This is a genomic window from Pseudoalteromonas haloplanktis ATCC 14393 (assembly GCF_000238355.1).
Lineage (GTDB): Bacteria > Pseudomonadota > Gammaproteobacteria > Enterobacterales > Alteromonadaceae > Pseudoalteromonas > Pseudoalteromonas haloplanktis.
Genome location: NZ_AHCA01000022.1, coordinates 15278 through 32453, shown reverse-complemented (window position 1 = coordinate 32453; position 17176 = coordinate 15278). Strand labels below are relative to the sequence as shown.

19 protein-coding genes are annotated in these 17176 nt (G+C 40.8%); 10 read left to right on the top strand and 9 right to left on the bottom strand.

The features are described 5' to 3' along the window. Nucleotides 1-183 precede the first annotated feature (183 nt). The 8 genes from PHAL_RS0121725 to PHAL_RS0121690 all read left to right on the top strand — a co-directional run bounded on the left by PHAL_RS0121725 (nucleotide 184) and on the right by PHAL_RS0121690 (nucleotide 6279). A complete protein-coding gene (locus PHAL_RS0121725) occupies nucleotides 184-1116 on the top strand; it encodes a hypothetical protein (RefSeq protein WP_016710544.1) in 933 nt (310 codons plus the stop codon). A gap of 39 nt (nucleotides 1117-1155) precedes the next feature. Beyond that, a complete protein-coding gene (locus PHAL_RS0121720; protein WP_016710543.1) occupies nucleotides 1156-2055 on the top strand; it encodes a DUF350 domain-containing protein in 900 nt (299 codons plus the stop codon). Between the two features lie 3 nt (nucleotides 2056-2058). Next, nucleotides 2059-3780 (top strand): polyamine aminopropyltransferase, encoded by a 1722-nt coding sequence (locus PHAL_RS0121715; RefSeq protein WP_016710542.1) that lies wholly within the window; start codon nucleotides 2059-2061, stop codon nucleotides 3778-3780. A 79-nt stretch (nucleotides 3781-3859) separates the two neighbouring features. Beyond that, a complete protein-coding gene (locus tag PHAL_RS0121710) occupies nucleotides 3860-4273 on the top strand; it encodes a YjfI family protein (RefSeq protein ID WP_016710541.1) in 414 nt (137 codons plus the stop codon). 30 nt (nucleotides 4274-4303) lie between these two features. Continuing rightward, nucleotides 4304-4996 carry a PspA/IM30 family protein gene (locus PHAL_RS0121705; protein ID WP_016710540.1) on the top strand — a complete coding sequence of 231 codons (693 nt, stop codon included), beginning with the start codon at nucleotides 4304-4306 and terminating at the stop codon, nucleotides 4994-4996. Between the two features lie 71 nt (nucleotides 4997-5067). Further along, nucleotides 5068-5706: a hypothetical protein gene (locus PHAL_RS0121700; RefSeq protein ID WP_016710539.1), complete on the top strand. Its 639-nt coding sequence runs from the start codon at nucleotides 5068-5070 to the stop codon at nucleotides 5704-5706. Continuing rightward, nucleotides 5703-6020, top strand: a complete 318-nt coding sequence (locus tag PHAL_RS0121695; RefSeq protein WP_016710538.1) for a hypothetical protein — start codon at nucleotides 5703-5705, stop codon at nucleotides 6018-6020. The genes PHAL_RS0121700 and PHAL_RS0121695 overlap by 4 nt, the downstream gene beginning before the upstream one ends. A 73-nt stretch (nucleotides 6021-6093) precedes the next feature. After that, nucleotides 6094-6279, top strand: coding sequence for a hypothetical protein (locus tag PHAL_RS0121690; protein WP_016710537.1), 186 nt, complete (start codon nucleotides 6094-6096; stop codon nucleotides 6277-6279). Between the two features lie 16 nt (nucleotides 6280-6295). Here the strand turns inward: PHAL_RS0121690 and PHAL_RS0121685 are convergent, their stop codons facing one another. The 5 genes from PHAL_RS0121685 to PHAL_RS0121665 form a co-directional block, all read right to left on the bottom strand. Next, complete coding sequence (locus PHAL_RS0121685; RefSeq protein WP_016710536.1) at nucleotides 6296-6691, bottom strand: hypothetical protein; 396 nt, start codon at nucleotides 6689-6691, stop codon at nucleotides 6296-6298. An 11-nt stretch (nucleotides 6692-6702) separates the two neighbouring features. Continuing rightward, complete coding sequence (locus tag PHAL_RS0121680; RefSeq protein WP_016710535.1) at nucleotides 6703-7179, bottom strand: hypothetical protein; 477 nt, start codon at nucleotides 7177-7179, stop codon at nucleotides 6703-6705. A gap of 116 nt (nucleotides 7180-7295) precedes the next feature. Next, nucleotides 7296-8672 (bottom strand): class II fumarate hydratase, encoded by a 1377-nt coding sequence (locus PHAL_RS0121675; protein WP_016710534.1) that lies wholly within the window; start codon nucleotides 8670-8672, stop codon nucleotides 7296-7298. An 8-nt stretch (nucleotides 8673-8680) separates the two neighbouring features. Further along, complete coding sequence (locus PHAL_RS0121670; RefSeq protein ID WP_016710533.1) at nucleotides 8681-9046, bottom strand: hypothetical protein; 366 nt, start codon at nucleotides 9044-9046, stop codon at nucleotides 8681-8683. Nucleotides 9047-9143: 97 nt separating this feature from the next. Next, nucleotides 9144-9326: a hypothetical protein gene (locus PHAL_RS0121665; RefSeq protein ID WP_016710532.1), complete on the bottom strand. Its 183-nt coding sequence runs from the start codon at nucleotides 9324-9326 to the stop codon at nucleotides 9144-9146. Between the two features lie 182 nt (nucleotides 9327-9508). Here PHAL_RS0121665 and PHAL_RS0121660 point away from each other — a divergent pair, with 182 nt between their 5' ends. Continuing rightward, on the top strand, nucleotides 9509-10105 hold the full coding sequence (locus tag PHAL_RS0121660; protein ID WP_016710531.1) for a DUF938 domain-containing protein: 597 nt from the start codon (nucleotides 9509-9511) through the stop codon (nucleotides 10103-10105). Here PHAL_RS0121660 and PHAL_RS0121655 read toward each other — a convergent pair. The 4 genes from PHAL_RS0121655 to PHAL_RS0121640 form a co-directional block, all read right to left on the bottom strand. Next, on the bottom strand, nucleotides 10102-11244 hold the full coding sequence (locus tag PHAL_RS0121655) for a GNAT family N-acetyltransferase (protein WP_016710530.1): 1143 nt from the start codon (nucleotides 11242-11244) through the stop codon (nucleotides 10102-10104). The two genes, PHAL_RS0121660 and PHAL_RS0121655, sit on opposite strands and share 4 nt — an antisense overlap. Next, nucleotides 11244-12608, bottom strand: coding sequence for an alpha/beta hydrolase (locus tag PHAL_RS0121650; protein WP_029216291.1), 1365 nt, complete (start codon nucleotides 12606-12608; stop codon nucleotides 11244-11246). Before PHAL_RS0121650 ends, PHAL_RS0121655 begins: the two co-directional genes overlap by 1 nt. After that, nucleotides 12598-15324, bottom strand: a complete 2727-nt coding sequence (locus PHAL_RS0121645) for a CHASE domain-containing protein (protein WP_016710528.1) — start codon at nucleotides 15322-15324, stop codon at nucleotides 12598-12600. The genes PHAL_RS0121650 and PHAL_RS0121645 overlap by 11 nt, the downstream gene beginning before the upstream one ends. A 74-nt stretch (nucleotides 15325-15398) precedes the next feature. Then, on the bottom strand, nucleotides 15399-15857 hold the full coding sequence (locus PHAL_RS0121640; RefSeq protein ID WP_029216290.1) for an Lrp/AsnC family transcriptional regulator: 459 nt from the start codon (nucleotides 15855-15857) through the stop codon (nucleotides 15399-15401). 145 nt (nucleotides 15858-16002) lie between these two features. Here PHAL_RS0121640 and PHAL_RS0121635 point away from each other — a divergent pair, with 145 nt between their 5' ends. Then, entirely contained in the window at nucleotides 16003-17175 is a 1173-nt protein-coding gene (locus PHAL_RS0121635; RefSeq protein ID WP_029216289.1) for a PrnB family protein, read from the top strand. Nucleotide 17176: the final 1 nt, after the last annotated feature.

The window sequence follows — 17176 nt, the reverse complement described above, 5'->3', positions numbered from 1 at the left end:
CTCGAAACTCGAAACTCGAAACTCGAAACTCGAAACTCGAAACTCGAAACTCGAAACTCGAAACTCGAAAACTATTTCTGCCTTTTATTTTTCTTAAATATTATCTTGTTGCAATTTCATCCTTGGTTTACTTTCTGAGCTGTGTAAAACTAGCGGGGTTAATTAGTAAATCAGGTGACATGAATGTCTCAAATAAAAGCTTGGAAACTTATCAGCCTGTTTTGTTTGGTAAGCTTGCTTATGGGCTGTGAATCAAAAGAAGAGCAGTTGCAACAAACAATTCAACAATCTATCACTAAAGCTGAAGCTGAGTTAGAAGGACTCGGTAAAGCATTGGACAATGGCTCAATTCGCAACGCGGTGTTATTGAGTGAATACGGTCGTATAATTAGCGAAGAAAAGCCTGAACTGGCGCAAATCGCAAATGTACTGGCTCTGGATGCAACTCGCAAAGGTGCACTCTATACTGGCTTGACTCAGCGATTAGCTGATATAAAAAGTACTTATTTAATCCCTCCTTATGAAGATACATTACTTAATATTGATTTATTACGTGATGCAGTTAAGCCTACGCTATTTTCAGATGCGTTGACCGACCCTATTAATATGCTTGCAGATATGTCTGGCGGTTCATTGGCGCGTGTTGGTGCAATTAGCAAGCAAGCGGAAGGTGAGGGGGAAGGCAATCAACTTGTCGGAAACCCAAACTATGGGAACTGGCAAACAAATAGTAACGGTATTAGTTTCTGGCAATGGTATGGTATGTACCGTATTTTAGGTGATGTCTTTGATCGTGTTGAATATGGTAGTTGGAGCAAGCGACGTAAATACAGCTATTATAACGATTACGGTCGTGCTCGATATACTAGCCCGAAACAGATGAAAGCACAGACAGCTGTAGAAACACGAACACGTCAGTCTTATCAACGTCAAGGTAAGCAGTTTACTAGTCCTTATGCGTCGAAGAAGACCGGTGCTTCCGGGTTAAGTCGAAGCAGTTATACCCCCCCGAAAACCCGTAGTAGTTATTCAAAGAGCAGTAGTTATAGTAAAAGTTCGGGCTCGGTTAGAGACAGTAGTAGCAGAACCTCTCGCGGTGTTAGCCGCGGTAAGTAAGCGGCTATTTAAAAGATTTAGTGTTGGAGTTATAAGAATATGTACGATTTTAATGGAATAACTATGTGGTCGCTGCAAGCAATTGCGATTGATTTTGCAATTATCATTGCCTTATTTGTGAGCTTGAAGTTTATTAAAGGCTGGGTATCAAACTTACATGCCAATGATGAAATTACTGAACGTGATAACTTTGCGTTTGGTATCAGTTTTGCGGCAGGACTAGTTGCGTTAGCCATTGTGCTTACAGGTGTCAGTAGTGGTGCATTTGCTGCGTCTTTACAACAAGAAGCACTGCAAATGGGTGGCTATGGTTTATTAGCGATTGTGATGATCAAGCTTGGTCACTTTTTTCAAGATAAAGTTGCATTGCGTAAAGTAAGCCTGCATGACGAAATCGTTAAAGGGAATGTGACTGCTGCTGTGATTGATTTTGGTCATGTTGTCAGTGTGGCGATCGTAATACGTTCAGCGTTGTTTTGGGTGGCAACAGAGGGTTGGCACGGCCTACCAATAGTGATTGCGGCATTTATTATTGGCAGTATTGCTTTATTGTTAGTGAGTCAGTATCGCGTACAGTTGTTTAAGCGCACTAATCGCAGTGGTGATTGCCTACAGCAAGCTATTATAGATGGTAATTTGGCGGTTGGTATCCGCTACGCTGGTTTTCTAATTGGTAGTGCGCTTGCAATTACGGCGGCTTCAGGTATTGCCCCTTATGTTGCAGATAGTATTAACACTAGCTTAGTTTACTGGGCGATTAGTGCATTGGTGAGCTTAGTGGTGTTTATTGCTCTGCATTTAATTACTATCAAAATAATCTTATCAGGTTGTGATATTTCAGATGAAGTCAATCGCCAAAAAAATATTGGTGTAGCCACTATTTCTGCTGCTGTTTCATTTGCAGTGGGTATTACTATGGCAACTCTATTAGGCGCATAAAACTTGTCACACACAAACCAAAGCCCAAGTAAGTTTAGTTTACTTGGGCATGATTTTTTATTAATAACTGTTATGGCCGTACTCGCTGGGTGCGGCCTTATTTATGAGTATCTGTTATCTCACTATGCAGGGCGTGTTCTTGGTTCAGTAGAGAGTGCTATTTATGCAATGATCGGTACTATGATTGTCGCTATGGGCATGGGGGCTTTTTTAGCCCGCTGGTTTAAAGATCCATTTACTGCATTTGCTTGGCTTGAGAGTCTGATAGCTTTAGTTGGCATGGGTTGCATATTAGCTATTGCCAGCGTAATAGCCGTTAGTTATTCATTACCACATATATTTTCTGAGATTTTTAACCTGCCCGCCGATGTGGTGCTCAATGGCTATGTTTTTCAGAAACTTCAAGAATGGTCACGTTTCTTACCCTATGTATTTGGTTTATTGCTTGGCTTATTGATAGGGATGGAGATCCCCTTGATAGCCCGTATTCGTCAGCATGTTTATGGCCGATTTTTAGAAAATAATGCCGGTACAATCTACGGGGCTGACTACATTGGCGCTGGTATTGGCGCAGCCATATGGGTGAGCATTATGTTGGCGATGCCAATTATGCAAGCCGCTGCGTGGACCGCGCTATTTAATATTATTGCCGGCTTAGCTTTCTTATGGCGTTATCACAGCCATGTACGTTATGCCAAGCTACTGCTTGTTTGCCATATTGGTTTATTGGTGTTGTTTGCTTTTATCCTTGTACTTGGCAGTAGTTGGATGAAGAATTTAAGTAACGTGCTTTATAAAGATAAAGTTATTTACTCTGAAGCGACGAAATATCAGCATTTGGTATTAACTGAGCGGTTAAGTCGTAATCAACCAGAACCAATTACCGATCTCTATTTAAATGGTCGCTTACAGTTTTCTAGCGTTGATGAACAAATTTATCATTCTATGCTCGTATATCCCGCACTGTTAGCCTCTAATCGCCATGATAACGTGTTGATTATTGGTGGTGGCGACGGGCTTGCTATGCGTGATGTATTAAAGTGGCCAGTACAAGAAGTCACATTAATTGATTTGGATGGTCAGTTACTTAATTTATTTGGCCACCCAAGCAATGAGTTTACAGCGCCGGCACAGATCAATGCACGGTTGCGAAAACTTAATGGTAACGCCATGCTTGATCCTAGAGCGAACGTAATCGTAGGCGATGCATTTATAGAGGTTGAGCGGTTGCTTGATGAAGGTAAGCGTTTCGATACTATTATTATTGACTTACCTGATCCAAATCACCCTGACTTAAATAAGATGTACAGCGATTATTTCTATAATCATATTCGGCAATTGTTGGCCGCAGATGGGGCGATGGCTGTGCAGTCAACCTCGCCTTATCATGCTAAAAAAGCTTTTTTAAGTATTGGTAAAACGGTTAAAGCAGCTGGTTTTAAACATGTAGAGCAATATCAGCAAAATATCCCTTCATTTGGGCAGTGGGGTTGGACAATTGCAACGACTACAGGCAAATCCGCTAGTGCGAGAATTGCAGAGACGACACAGCTTCCTGTTGCTTCTAGGTGGGTCAGTCAAAAATATTTATTGGCTGCATTTATATTCCCTAGTCATTATTTTGAACAAATAAATGATATTGAAGTCAATCAATTAGGGTCAGGTACTTTATACGATTACTATCGAAGTGCATGGCAGATAGAAAGCGAATTGTATAAAAATTAATAAAACATGGTTGACATAATATGTCGACCGTGCGAATCTTAACTCAGACATAATATGTCAAATGACAAAAGGCAGAGACATGGAATTAAATGAACTTTCAATAAAACTAGCATCTTTTGAAACCGAAGGCGCTAACTTTGAGTCTTTCTTGATTGCCAACCCAGGTGAGCAAGATGTGTTGCAAGTCATAGTTGATGGCAATGATGAGCTTCCAATTTTTGTTACGCAAACACAAGAGCAACTATTATGTATTAGTTACTTATTTGCGGACGAGGAAGTTAAATCTGAATTACGTGGTGAGTTAAACGAAACATTATTACGTTTAAATGTACCAATCCCACTGAGTGCATTTGCAAAGATTGATGATAAATATGCGATCTTTGGTGCTTTGTCGGTTAATTCATCGTTTGATGATATTACCCATGAGCTAGTTACATTAGCCGATAATGCCATTGATGCATTAGAAGCGGTAACCATTTATTTAAACGATTAATAGCTAGCTATTTTACGTGGAGTTAAGATTATGAGTATTTTAAAGAAACTATTTACAGCAGTACGTGGCGGCGCTCGTGAAGCAGGCGAAGCAATTGTTGATGCCAATGGTATCCGTATTTTTGAACAAGAAATTGCTGATGCACAAAATGCCTTACAACGTGCTAAAAAAAGCTTAACGGAAGTGATGGCAAAAGAGATGCAAACGAAGCGTAAAATTAGCGCATTAGATGCCTCAATAGCTGAGCACGAAGCTTATGCTGGTCAAGCGCTTGAAAAAGGTAATGAAGCATTAGCGCTAGAGATTGCTGAGAAAATCGGTGATTTTGAAAATGAAAAAGCAGAGCATGATCAAGTGTTAGCGGGCTTTAGTAATCACATTGTGACACTTAAGCAGCAAGTAAAAGATGCAGAAAAGTCGATTAAAGAAAATCAGCGTCAGCTTACTATGGTTAAAACCACTGAAAGCGTACAACAAGCTACCATGGCGGTAAACAGTACGCTTAATACAAATAGCTCGTCGATGACTAATGCACGTCAGTCACTTGAGCGTATTAAGCAACGTCAACAAGATCGTCAAGATCAACTAGGTGCTGCAAAGCAACTTGAAGCGGACACTAACGGCGATGATCTTAAAGCAAAAATGGCTGAAGCCGGAATTGGCGATACCAGCCCGAAAAGTGCAGATATCCTAGCGCGTATTAAAGCTAAGCAAAACGGCTAACGCGGTATTATTGATTATTAAAAAGGTAACCGAGCACTGTTTGGTTACCTTTTTTGCTTATGAGGCAGACTATGTTTAACTTCTTTAAATCTAAAAAAGCCCCTGAACGCCAGCTCAACCACCCAAGTGAGCTTAAAATAGGCGACATGTTCACAGTGATTGATTCGTTTGCTTACCCGAGTTGGCTAAAAGGGCAAACTTTGCGTGTTACAGATGTACAAACTTATCAATATCAGCATAGTGCTGATTATGAGCTGGTGCTTGAAAGTGATGCAGGTAAAGTTGTATTTTTGCAAATTGAACGTAGTGATGGTGAAGAATGGGCTAATTTTTCAATTAAGATTCAACGTGATGAAGTGGATGAAATTTTCACGCTGGATGAATTTGCGCGTATTTTTGATGAAGAAGACCTAACTTTCATTGAGGTAAAAAATACCCCAGAGCGTTATATGCAGTTTTTAGGTAGCAGCTATCAACAAACTGAAACGCCGTTTGTGTGTTACTTTCATAATAAAGATTATCGCAACCAAGCGCTTCCTCAGTATGAACAGCAAGGTGGCGAACCTTGTGAGATGATTTGTCTCGAATCAAGTGATGAAAGCCATGGCCTCAATATTGAAATTTGGGATGGCGGTGAAACTGAAGTGTCACTTACTTTAACTCGGCCAATCACTGATATAGTTGACCTGTTTCCAGGAGATGCGCAGTGAGCAATACAAAAGATAAATGGTTACGCCAAGAGCAAGCTGTAAGAGCGACGCAAATGGCTTTTGATCTTAGCAGTGAAGTGCAAAAGTCGATAAAAAAGCAAGCCATTGATCAAGAACTCACGCCCTCGGATATGATCCGTAAAATTTTAGCGCTTGAAGTGAAATCAAAGAAGACGCGTCAGCGCCTTTCATTTAATCTAAATGATGAGGAAATCGCCCTACTTGCTGAGCGGTTTGGCGTAGACACTGATGATAAACGGGCAGTAAAGCAACAAGTTGCAGAGCTATTGATTGCTCATACCAATAAGCGCTAATACAGTCTGTTTTGCCTTCTTTAAATTAAGCCCTTACACTAAGGGCTTAATTCCTTATAAAAAATGAGTTGCTGTGAATATAGTTTTAATCGCGTACTTAATTATTTTCGCCTTGTTTGGCACTGCCGCGAGTTATTTTGTGCGATTTATTTATGCTTACTGGGTGAAAAAACAAATGCCAATGCAGCATATTTTTAAAGCGGGTATTTGTATTATTGGCGTGTTGATTATATCTGTACTAATCCCATTGTTGGTTTAGCACAGATATCATAGCACTATTTTAGCTCAAACGACTGACACGTTTTATCTATACACAGCGCTTGTACGGGTAACACGGGTAAACAATCAGTTAAACCATTAGTTTTATTATTGTCAGCTTCTAGCAAGTTGGTTTGTTGCGCTAACTGTTCGGCTTTTTCTTGCTCAGTGTTGAGCGTAGAATACACCACATAACGACTTGGGCCACCACATGCACGTTGGCCAACTTCAAGCACTTTACATTGAAAGCTCGCTGTACAGCTTGTGTCTTGTACTAATTCATTTAAATTATTATTTACTTGAGCCAAACTGGCGCTTCCTGCCGGGGCTGAATCTGTAGTGCTCATACAGCCACTGACAATTACCAAGCAGGCTGTTGAAACTAAACATTTAAAATATGATAAACAACTCATATGGTTATCCCTTAATAAACACTTGCCGCAGAGCTGTCTAGTTTAACACATTTATTTTCAACACATTGCGCCCCTGGTGCCATTAGGTGCTGACAAATACTGACCATCGAGTTCTCAGCGTTAAATTGGCTTTCTAGGGTGGTAATTTTTTTGCTTAGTTGCTCTATTGCTTGCTCGTCTGCCGTTTTACTCGAGTAAACAAGGTAACTACTAGGGCCGCCGCAAGCACGGCTACCAACAGGTACTACTTTACATTGTGCGCTGCTATCACATTGTAAGTCCGCGGTTAGCGCTGTTAACTGTTGATGGACTTTTTTAATATTTTCTCTTGTTGGTTGTTCTTGCATTTGCGGGTCTAACTTAGTTGCTTGATTGCCTTTCACTAGTGCTGCAGGGGCAGGACTAAGTTGGTTGCTATTAGAGGTGGCTGCATCTGAACAAGCAGATAAGCAAAGTGGGAGTAGTACAGCGATAATAGATAAGCGCATGAGAAACCTTCACAGTGATGAACAAGTAACCACTATCATACACTTTGCACATAACACAGCAATAAAAACTATGACATTCAAAGGTTAAACCCGCCAAATGACGGGCTTAGTATTGTTTATAATCCGCCTTGGGTTAACTTTGCTGGGTTGAGCAAGGCTTCTAGCTCGCTCCGTGAAAGATCAGTTTCTTGTTCTGCTACATCAATAATCGGTTGTCCACTTTGATAAGCTTGTTTGGCTATTTTGGCTGCTTTTTCATAGCCAATAACCGGGTTAAGAGCGGTCACTAAAATGGGGTTTTTAGCGAGTGCTTTATCGATGTTACTTTGATTTACCTTGAAGGAGCGTAGCGCTTTATCAGCTAATGCTTGGCTACTATTGGCAAGCAACTCGATACTTTGCAAGATATTATAGGCGATCACGGGTAGCATGACGTTGAGTTCAAAATTACCAGATTGGCCTGCTACGGTAATAGTAGCGTCATTACCGATAACTTGGGCACTCACCATCGCCGCCGCTTCAGGGATCACAGGGTTAACCTTGCCTGGCATAATTGAAGAGCCCGGTTGCAGTGCTTCAAGCTCAATTTCACCTAACCCAGCAAGCGGGCCTGAATTCATCCAGCGTAGATCGTTTGCCATCTTCATTTGTGCAACTGCGAGTACTTTTAACTGCCCTGAAAGGGCTACGATCGCGTCTTGTGAGCCAATGTTGTAGAAAAAGTTTTTACTCGGTACAAAGCGTACCCCTACATTTGCACTAAGGTTTTTACAAAATTGCTCTGCAAATAGTGGATCGGCATTGACGCCGGTACCTACCGCAGTGCCACCTTGTGCTAATGCTGAAACTCCTTCGAGGCTATAGCGAATACCAGCCATGGCCGTATCAACTTGGTGTTGCCAAGTGTTTAGGGTCTGCGCGAAAGTGACAGGCATAGCATCCATTAAGTGAGTACGGCCCGTTTTTACTATGTCACCCACTTCTGATTTTTTGCGCTCTAATGTTTGAGATAGCTGATCCAACGCCGGAAATAACTCATACACCACGTTAATTACACTACTTACTGCAATGGCTGTGGGGATCACGTCGTTAGAGCTTTGCCCCATATTTACGTCATCATTTGGATGAATAGTTTCATCGCCATAGCTACTCGCTAATGTTGCGATCACTTCATTGGCATTCATATTAGTGCTGGTACCTGATCCCGTTTGAAATACATCAATAGGAAAATGCGCTAAATGCTGGCCATCGATAATTTCTTGGCAAGCACGCTCAATTAATTTTGCCTTGTTTTGACTTAAGTGACCAAGCTCATAGTTACTTTGCGCAGCGGCTTGTTTTATGTAGGCAAGGGCGGTAATAAACTGCTTTGGCATCACTAAGCCGCTGATACGAAAATTATTTACCGCACGTTGAGTTTGGGCTTGATAAAGTGCATCAGCTGGGACTTGTAATTCTCCCATGCTATCTGATTCGGTTCTAAATTCGCTCATAAAAGCTCCTAAAAAGGGTTGAATTCGTGGCTGAGAATACGCGCTTCTCGCTCCAAGATAAGGTATTTTCTGGTACTGTTATGGGTTTTATAAAAGCGCTTTAAGGCCATCAGAGGTTTATAAAGTTGCTCTAAACATTGTTTACGAATGGCACAATGAATTAAAGAATCGCACATTTTGTTGAGAATTTCATGGAAAGTGCGTCTTAAATAAAGTTCTTGTAGCAGCGCGCACTGCTGTTTCTCGTAATAGCGAGCCGCCTTTAATCCTGCTTCAATATAGTCTGCCACTAAGGCTGGGGCATGTAGACCAGGGCGCGGGCAAGCGCACTTCATTTGCTGTTGATAGAAAAGCATGGCTTGATGGTCGTGCATAAGAAAATCGATTAACTGTAACGATAATTGTTATCATTACAGTTAATCGGTTTTGGTGCAAGTCACAAATTGAAAATTTTGACGAGAGAGTAAGTGTTTAATTGTAACCAAGAATAAATATTTGATCGGTTTCATGTTTTCTCAAGGCTTGTGTGTGTTGATTTGATTGCGAAAGTAAGTCGATGATAGTGCCACGTTCGTCGCAGGTCGTTTTATCTGTGTCTGACTTTTCACTTGCAGCCAAAGCAGCATCAAGTGCGGTATAGGGTGAAATATACATAATGTTCTCCATTTGGTTGATTCACACTAGTAAAAGCATAACTCGTACCAATGATTATTAAAATTTTTAACTATATGAATTAAAGTGAGTTATTTGGTTTTTAATAAATTAGGACAAGACATCGTTTTATATTTTTGCTTTACTGTTGTGCATTAATTACCAAACATGGTGCACAAATTTGCATGGATAAACCTTTCTCTCAAGCCTGTGAAAATAATAAATCTCCTATTCTTAGCGAGCTAAAAGGCTACTTTGCTGATATTGATAACGTGTTAGAAATTGGCTCAGGCACGGGTCAGCATAGCGTGCACTTTGCTGCACATTTACCGCACTTACAATGGTACACAAGTGATCGGTTGATCAATCACTATGGCATCAAACAATGGCTTGCTGAGGCACAGTTAGCTAATTTACATGAGCCGATAGAGCTTGATTTAAATGAGCCATGGCCGGTTAAAAAGGTCAACGCGATTTACACTGCCAACACGTTACATATAGTTAGCAAAGCACTCGTTGAGCGATTTTTTAATGGGGTTGAACAGCATTTAGCAGCGCAAGGCATGTTATGTATTTATGGGCCGTTTAAATATCAGGGGCACTTTACCAGTGAAAGTAATCAGCGTTTTGATGAGTTTTTAAAACAACAAGATAATTTAAGTGGTATTCGTGACTTTGAGTGGATCCAACAATTAGCTATGTCAGCAGGGTTAATGTTAGTAAATGACATTGCTATGCCTGCGAATAATCAACTATTGATGTTTAAGCGGTATCGTTCTTAACTGGCACTTTTAAAGGGTAATAACTCAGTGCATTGCTGGTGGTAAATACGTAAATGTTGCTGCTCGCGCTTTAAGTAATCGGCAATCGCAGGACTAAAATCTGCATCGAGAACGTGGTGCACTGAGTGAGTAAATACAGGAGCAAATCCGCGCGCTATTTTATGCTCGCCTTGTGCGCCGGAGTGAAAGCAATTTAATTGCTGCTGAATACAATACTCAATCCCTTGGTAATAGCACAGCTCAAAGTGTAGGCAGTCTACTTCCTCTAAAGCTCCCCAATAGCGCCCATATAAAGTGTCAGTGCTTTTAAAGCTCAGTGTTGCAGCGATCACTTCATCGCCACGTATTGCATGCATAATCACTAATTTATCTGCCATAAGCGCGTGTAACAGCACAAAAAAATCATGACTTAAATACCCCATATGACCAGAACGCTTTAGGTAAGTGCGCTGATAGAACTCACAAAACTGACTCATAACAGCAAGTGTAATTTGTTCACCTTGCAGCCACTTAATAGTGATGTTTTGCTGGGCTATTTTACTGCGCTCTTTTTTTAATACTTTGCGTTTTCGTGCAGTCATTTTGGCTAAAAAGTCATCAAAGCTAGCATATCCATGATTCTGCCATTGAAATTGCACGCCTATGCGATGCATCCCATGATGGGCTGTCAGTTGTGAGGCTTGCTGTTGCGTACAAAAATTAATATGCCAACCCGACCACCCTTGTTGCTGGCAGTGAGTTGTTAATAACTCCGTAATATACAGATATACTTGCTCTGGTTGTGTGCAGGCAACAGCAATGCGTGGTCCTTCAATGGGGCTAAAAGGAGAGCCACAAAGCCATTTAGGATAATACTCTAAGCCATGTTGTTGGTAAGCCTCGGCCCACGCCCAATCGAATACATACTCACCGTAAGAGTGACTTTTTAGATAACCAGGCGCAAGTGCGACCAGAGTGTCATTTTCATACACCGCTAAATGATGCGGTTGCCAGCCAGTTTCAGCAGATACACACTGGCTCTGCTCTAAAGCAAATAAAAAGGCATGTTCGGTAAATGGGTTTGTTGCAAAAAATGATTTCCAAACACTCGCATCTATTTCATTAATACTGGTGAACCAACGATGGCTAAATGCGGTCATTATTGTTTGCCTTGCAAGTTTTCAACCTGCTCTATGAATCGTTTGATATACCTTGCTTGCTCATCAAAGTAGGGGTTATAAGTGAGCCGTTGAAAGGTTGGAAACCTTGCAATATTTTCTGCCGTACGTTCGCCAATATTTGGCTCATTCGTGGTTTTACAGCTTGAGTACAGGGCGTCGTCATCAAGGTAACTGCCACAATTACGGTAATGAGCTTGCGCACCATAATGCGGGTTGTTAGGTGAGTTAACCACGGCAATATGAGAAATACCATGAATATGCTTACAACTTGCATTTTGGCATTGTGGATTTATGACTGTGTAATCTGTGGGGAAATCACTGTTCATGATTTTTTTGTCGCCATAATAAATCAATGTATCTAACCGGTTGGCGGGGCGTACTGTTACATCATGTAATGTGCTTAATAATTGCAATGAGGCACGTGTATCAATAGTGGTATCTACACCACTCATTACGGAAAAAATAGGTAGATTGGGTAATGGTCGCTGAGTTAATTTATGCAGCGCAATATTGCTCATTGCATCATCAGCAGCTGCCGCAGCATTAAAAGGAAAAGACTCATACTTAGCAAAATCAATGTCGGCGTCTTTATCTATCCAATTAACAAAAGGGATACGGTCAATCCATTTGGCAAGCCAGCCATTTTTATTGTGTGGCTCGGTGGCAGGCGAAAACAACATCAGCGCAGTTATTCTTGTATTGATTGGGTTAAGCGTTAAAGAATTAAGTAAAAGAGCGGCACCTGTTGAATAACCGCCTAATATAACCTGCTCGAAATCCTGGCTGGTACGAGTAATCGCATAGTCTACCGCTTGTTGCCATTGCTTGGCTGTAACGCTGCTCAACGCGTCTGCGGCTGTCCCATGACCGGGTAATAATAAAGTTCGTACGTTGTAACCTTGTTCAAAGTAAACTTTTGCTAAGTCATGAAAAGTAAACGGTGAGTCTGTCAGGCCGTGAATTAACAATACCGCTTTTTTAGTATTGTTTTGGCGCAACTCAAAAGGTGCGATAAGGTCGACAATGTTTGGTGTACTTGGTCGTTGCTGTTGCTTAACTAACAGCTGATAGGTTTCGGTTTGAATAGGGCAAGGCATCGAAGCACGAGGGTTAGCATGCAAAATAGACTGATATGCGAAGTTTAGGTAGTCACTGTATGCCGGTGTTGTTTGATAGGCAAACTCAGTGGTCGGCTTATTTTTCTCGAACCGCAAAAGCCCTTGTTGTTTGCTTTTCATTATATAGTTTAAATCAGTTAACTGGGTCACGCAGTTGGTTTGGCTGATAGCAAAGCTAGACGTCATTAGTAAAACAAGAGTGAGTAATATTCCATTAAGATTCATAAACATCTACATAATTGATTAGGCACTCGGTTAGCTTATCGAGTTCGAGTGGTTTTGCAAGATGTTGATTAAAGCCAATTGCTAAAGCGTGAGCTTTATCTTCAGGCATAACATCAGCGGTTAACGCAATAATAGGTAATTGCTCGGCGTTTTTAATTTTCCGTATCAGGGCCGTTGCTTGATAACCATCCATGACTGGCATTTGGCAGTCCATTAAAACTAAATCAAAGTCATGCATTTTGATTTGTGCTACAGCAAGCTCCCCATTTTCTACCACTGTTGGGGTGATCCCCAAAGAGCCAAGCATTGCTTTTATGACGAGTTGATTAACACTATTGTCTTCTGCAACCAATATTTTTAATCGGCTTAGGTCAACATGTTGGGGCGATTTTTGAGGCGCCGTTGGTTGTGCCGCGCAGCTATTTAATTCGACACAAAGAGTAAACGTAGAGCCTTTACCAACTTCACTTTGAATACTAATGTCTCCTGACATAAGTAAACTGAGTTCCTTTGCGATTGTTAACCCCAACCCTGTTCCCCCAAACTTACGGGATGTTGAATTATCAGCCTGAGTAAAGGCATCAAATAATTTACTTTGCTCAGTTGCTGCAATTCCGATACCTGTGTCTGAAATTGCAAGGGCAACTTGCAGACGTTGTTCGGATAGCTTCTTGCTAGATGCACTGAGCTTTACTTCACCTTCTGAGGTGAATTTAATGGCGTTACTGCATAAGTTTAATAAAATTTGCTCGATCCGCATAACATCACCTTCAAACCAAGTATCGATTGGTAAGTTATTATCAATCTTCCAACCAATACCTTTTTGCTGTGCACTTTGTTCAAACATGCTGTTGATCCGATCAAGTAAATTATTTAAATCAAATGGAGCGACTTCTAAAGTGAGCTTTTGTGATTCAATTTTAGAGATGTCGAGTATGTCATTAATCAGGCTTAATAATGATTTTGAGGACAAATTAATTTTATGAAGATAACCACTTAAGGTTTCAACGCTGTCTTCATTTTTCGCGAGTGTGGAAAACCCTATTACGGCATTCAGTGGGGTACGAATCTCATGGCTCATATTTGCCAAAAAGCGGCTCTTCGCTTGGTTCGCTAAATCGGATTGCTTTTTAGCTTTGACTAATGATCGGGTTCGCTCAGCGACTAAACGTGAGAGGGCACTATGTTGATAATTAAACAATAACAGGATCAGCAAAATTAGTGAGCTGACAATGACCTGCAAAATAAGTAAAAAGAGGGTCATGTTATTGTTTTGATGGGGTAAGAATTCATCTTTGATGGTTAAATCGACGAACCAAGTTTGCCCGGCAAAATTAATCTCAATGGTTGTTAATTTGTTCGTGTTTGTTGGCACATTTTGAGCGTTATTATAAAAAGGAGGGCTACTTGGCGATTCATAAATAGAGATATTAAACATTTCATTCTGGGCGATAGAAAGTGATTGCGCGATCATATTCTCCACTAAAAACACCCCAGTAGCGTAACCCTTGATAGACGCGACCTCATTATTTTGTTGGTACACTGGAGCAAATAATAAATAAGCGGGCTCAGGCTGTGTTGTTTGCACAAGTTGAATTATTTTGGTGCTAACAGGGTGATTCTTAATTCGCGGGTCGAGTAAAGTTTCACGACGATCTTCGCGGGAAAATAAATTAAAGCCAATAACTGATTCATTGCCTGCAAGCGGAGCTATATAGGTAACGACTACAAGAGGATCGTCATCTGCTAATGGCGCCCCCGTAACACGAGGAGTTAAGCTAAAGGGCTCATACAGTTCGCTTAAGCGGGTATTAAAAGCAACGACTTGATCGGGTGAGATTTTTCGATTCCAAGAAAATGCTTTGATAAAAGAGTGTTCAGCCAGTAATTTTGCACTGTAACTGTCGAACTCTTGCTTACTGACCGTCGGGGTTGATTGGATTTGGCTTGCGAGGCTCTGCACCGCAATTTGGCTGAGATTTAAATGACGAAGTAAGCTGTTTTCAATGATGGACGTTTCGCGCTTTGCAATTTGTATAGCGTTGGAATAACTTTCTTGATTGTAGAGTTTGGTTGTTAAAGCTACTGAGACAAATAATACAGAACAGACAGCAATCGTCGGTAATGGAGAAACATAGCGCTGTTTAAATGTAGGTTGTAATAATGCTAATAAAAATGGCGTGGCAATGAGTACGCCAAGGGCGTCTCCGAGCCACCAATAAATAACATTTTGCCAATGGTTAGCGGCACTATACGCAGGGTTAAATTCACTTAATGCAAACACCCCAATATTGGCTGATATAAGACTAACGGCAATACCAACAACTGCAATGAAATAAATAATTGATTGGCGTTTCTTTAAATGCAGAGGATTTCCTAACCAATATCTCAGTAAAGTAGCACCAACGAGGGCTTGCAAAATCACTCCTAAGCCAATTAATGCCACTTCGTTTAAAGTACTGCCAATCAACACTTGGTCATTGATGGCGTTATCGTTGATGCTCAAATTAAATGCAACAGAGGCAATAAACAACGCAGGAATGAAGCGCCACCACCAAATAAAGCAGCCAACCAACGCAATTCCTGCTGGTATCCAAATAGGGATAACTTGTGATTGAAAAGCAAAGTTTGTCAGTAATTTACCAGCTGTAAAATACGCGACAGCAAAAAGTATGTAAAAAACAAACGAGTTCAATGTTGAGCGAAAGATCTTCACATGCTTCCTTGTTGAAAATTATTTTTATAGAAGATTTTTCAGTATAGCGAATCAGCATTAAATAGTGTTATTTTTTAAAGCGGTAGCTGCTTTTTACTAAATGTCTGCTTTAAAACTACCGTAGACTCAATATTCGCGATGCAATTAATACTCCCCAGTTTATGTTTTACAAAGCTTTCATAGCTTTCTAAATCGGTTGCAATTATTTTTAATAAATAGTCATAGCTGCCAGATATTACAGAGCATTCAAGTACATGATTAAGCTTTTCAACTTGTTCTTCAAATATATTAGCTGCGCTGACCGAATTTTGACTTAAGCGCACAAATGCATAAACCAATACATTTAAGCCAAGTGAGCGGGGGTTTATAGCGGTATGGTAGCCGCAGATCACTTTGCTTGCCTCAAGTTTTTTGATACGCCGTAAACATGGGGTGTCAGAAAGGCTGACTGCTGTTGCAAGCTCTGAAACAGCAGTGCGCGCATTATTTTGTAACAAGGTTAGTAGCTGTTGATCTTTTTTATCTAGATTCATAAATGGTGGCAATAAGTCGTGTTTAACTTTTATTATAGAGTGAATTTCACTAATTTTATGCTTTTTTATTAGTGGTTTTGCTGATTTGTACTCCATGTTATCTGTTAACATAAATGCAATAAATATTTGATGGGGAGTTATGCAGATGAGCAATAATACTCAGGCATTTGACGAGTGGCTCAGAACCCGCTTTGTAGAGATCAACAGTCAGTTAGAGGTTATTTATTGGCAGCAAGAAGATAAAGCCAATGTAGAGTTTGTTGGGGAGCAATTTAAACATCAGCTAGAAAGCGAAGGTAACGCGCATATCCGTAAGTTACTGGCCGAGGGCAATACCGATGAAGGGTTTGATCGCGCCTTTGATTTGCTAGGAAATGTGGGGTTATTTATGGCTGCGTGTAGACGCCATGAGATCACTGAACCATCACGAGAAACAACGTCACCGCTGGTGGAAGCCTCAGCACTGGCCATGCATATTGGTGCGTCAATCGGGGTAACGCCACGTTTTGCGACAGCGCACTTAACCACTCATAACAAAGCGGTAAATGGCTTATATAAGCGCTTTACTGATCTGAGCGATGAAAAGCTATTTATTGATTACAACACCAAAGGCATTTTAGCCTATAAGCGCGCCGCAGATGCTTTACTTAAAATTCAGCCGTTAGGAATTTCACACCCATTGTGCGGTGAGTTGCTAAAAGTGGCTAAGCAGGCACTTGTAGATGTTATTGAGTCAAATACGGCGCTATATAATCAGCTCGATACCGAACGGTTCTTCTTTTGTGTTCGTCCTTACTATAAACCATATCGGGTCGGTAAAGAGATTTATCGCGGCGCGAATGCGGGCGATTTTGCCGGTATTAACGTGATTGATATGTTATTAGGGCTGTGTTTTGCTAATGAGCCAAGTTATTCACAAATGTTGGTGGATAAATTTTTATATATGATGCCTGAGGATCAGCAAATACTACGTGAATCAATGCGCATGCCTAGTTTAATGGATGATTTTTTAGCATCAGGTGAAGCGCGCCACACAGAGTGGTTTAAAACCAACGCTAAGTTATTTATTCAAGTGTGTAAACTTCATGGTGATACGGCAATTGGTCATCATAATCAATTGGTGAGTAAATTTATTGCCCAACCGGCGCAACAAATGCAACAGCAACATATGAATAAAGTGACCGCCAGCGGCCCGCCATTGCATGTGTTATTAGATTCACTTGAGCAATTAAGAGATCGTCGAGCAGCAGCAAAGCGTGATGATATCAAAACCCGGTATCATGATTTAACACAGCTTAAACAATGGGTGGGTAATTAAG

Bases quoted from the DNA above. Each gene is read 5' to 3' on its own strand.
- PHAL_RS0121725 (WP_016710544.1), top strand. From the start codon at position 184: ATGTCTCAAATAAAAGCTTGGAAACTTATCAGCCTGTTTTGTTTGGTA.
- PHAL_RS0121720 (WP_016710543.1), top strand. From the start codon at position 1,156: ATGTACGATTTTAATGGAATAACTATGTGGTCGCTGCAAGCAATTGCG.
- PHAL_RS0121710 (WP_016710541.1), top strand. From the start codon at position 3,860: ATGGAATTAAATGAACTTTCAATAAAACTAGCATCTTTTGAAACCGAA.
- PHAL_RS0121705 (WP_016710540.1), top strand. From the start codon at position 4,304: ATGAGTATTTTAAAGAAACTATTTACAGCAGTACGTGGCGGCGCTCGT.
- PHAL_RS0121700 (WP_016710539.1), top strand. From the start codon at position 5,068: ATGTTTAACTTCTTTAAATCTAAAAAAGCCCCTGAACGCCAGCTCAAC.
- PHAL_RS0121685 (WP_016710536.1), bottom strand. From the start codon at position 6,691: ATGAGTTGTTTATCATATTTTAAATGTTTAGTTTCAACAGCCTGCTTG.
- PHAL_RS0121680 (WP_016710535.1), bottom strand. From the start codon at position 7,179: ATGCGCTTATCTATTATCGCTGTACTACTCCCACTTTGCTTATCTGCT.
- PHAL_RS0121675 (WP_016710534.1), bottom strand. From the start codon at position 8,672: ATGAGCGAATTTAGAACCGAATCAGATAGCATGGGAGAATTACAAGTC.
- PHAL_RS0121670 (WP_016710533.1), bottom strand. From the start codon at position 9,046: ATGCACGACCATCAAGCCATGCTTTTCTATCAACAGCAAATGAAGTGC.
- PHAL_RS0121665 (WP_016710532.1), bottom strand. From the start codon at position 9,326: ATGTATATTTCACCCTATACCGCACTTGATGCTGCTTTGGCTGCAAGT.
- PHAL_RS0121660 (WP_016710531.1), top strand. From the start codon at position 9,509: ATGGATAAACCTTTCTCTCAAGCCTGTGAAAATAATAAATCTCCTATT.
- PHAL_RS0121655 (WP_016710530.1), bottom strand. From the start codon at position 11,244: ATGACCGCATTTAGCCATCGTTGGTTCACCAGTATTAATGAAATAGAT.
- PHAL_RS0121650 (WP_029216291.1), bottom strand. From the start codon at position 12,608: ATGAATCTTAATGGAATATTACTCACTCTTGTTTTACTAATGACGTCT.
- PHAL_RS0121640 (WP_029216290.1), bottom strand. From the start codon at position 15,857: ATGAATCTAGATAAAAAAGATCAACAGCTACTAACCTTGTTACAAAAT.
- PHAL_RS0121635 (WP_029216289.1), top strand. From the start codon at position 16,003: ATGAGCAATAATACTCAGGCATTTGACGAGTGGCTCAGAACCCGCTTT.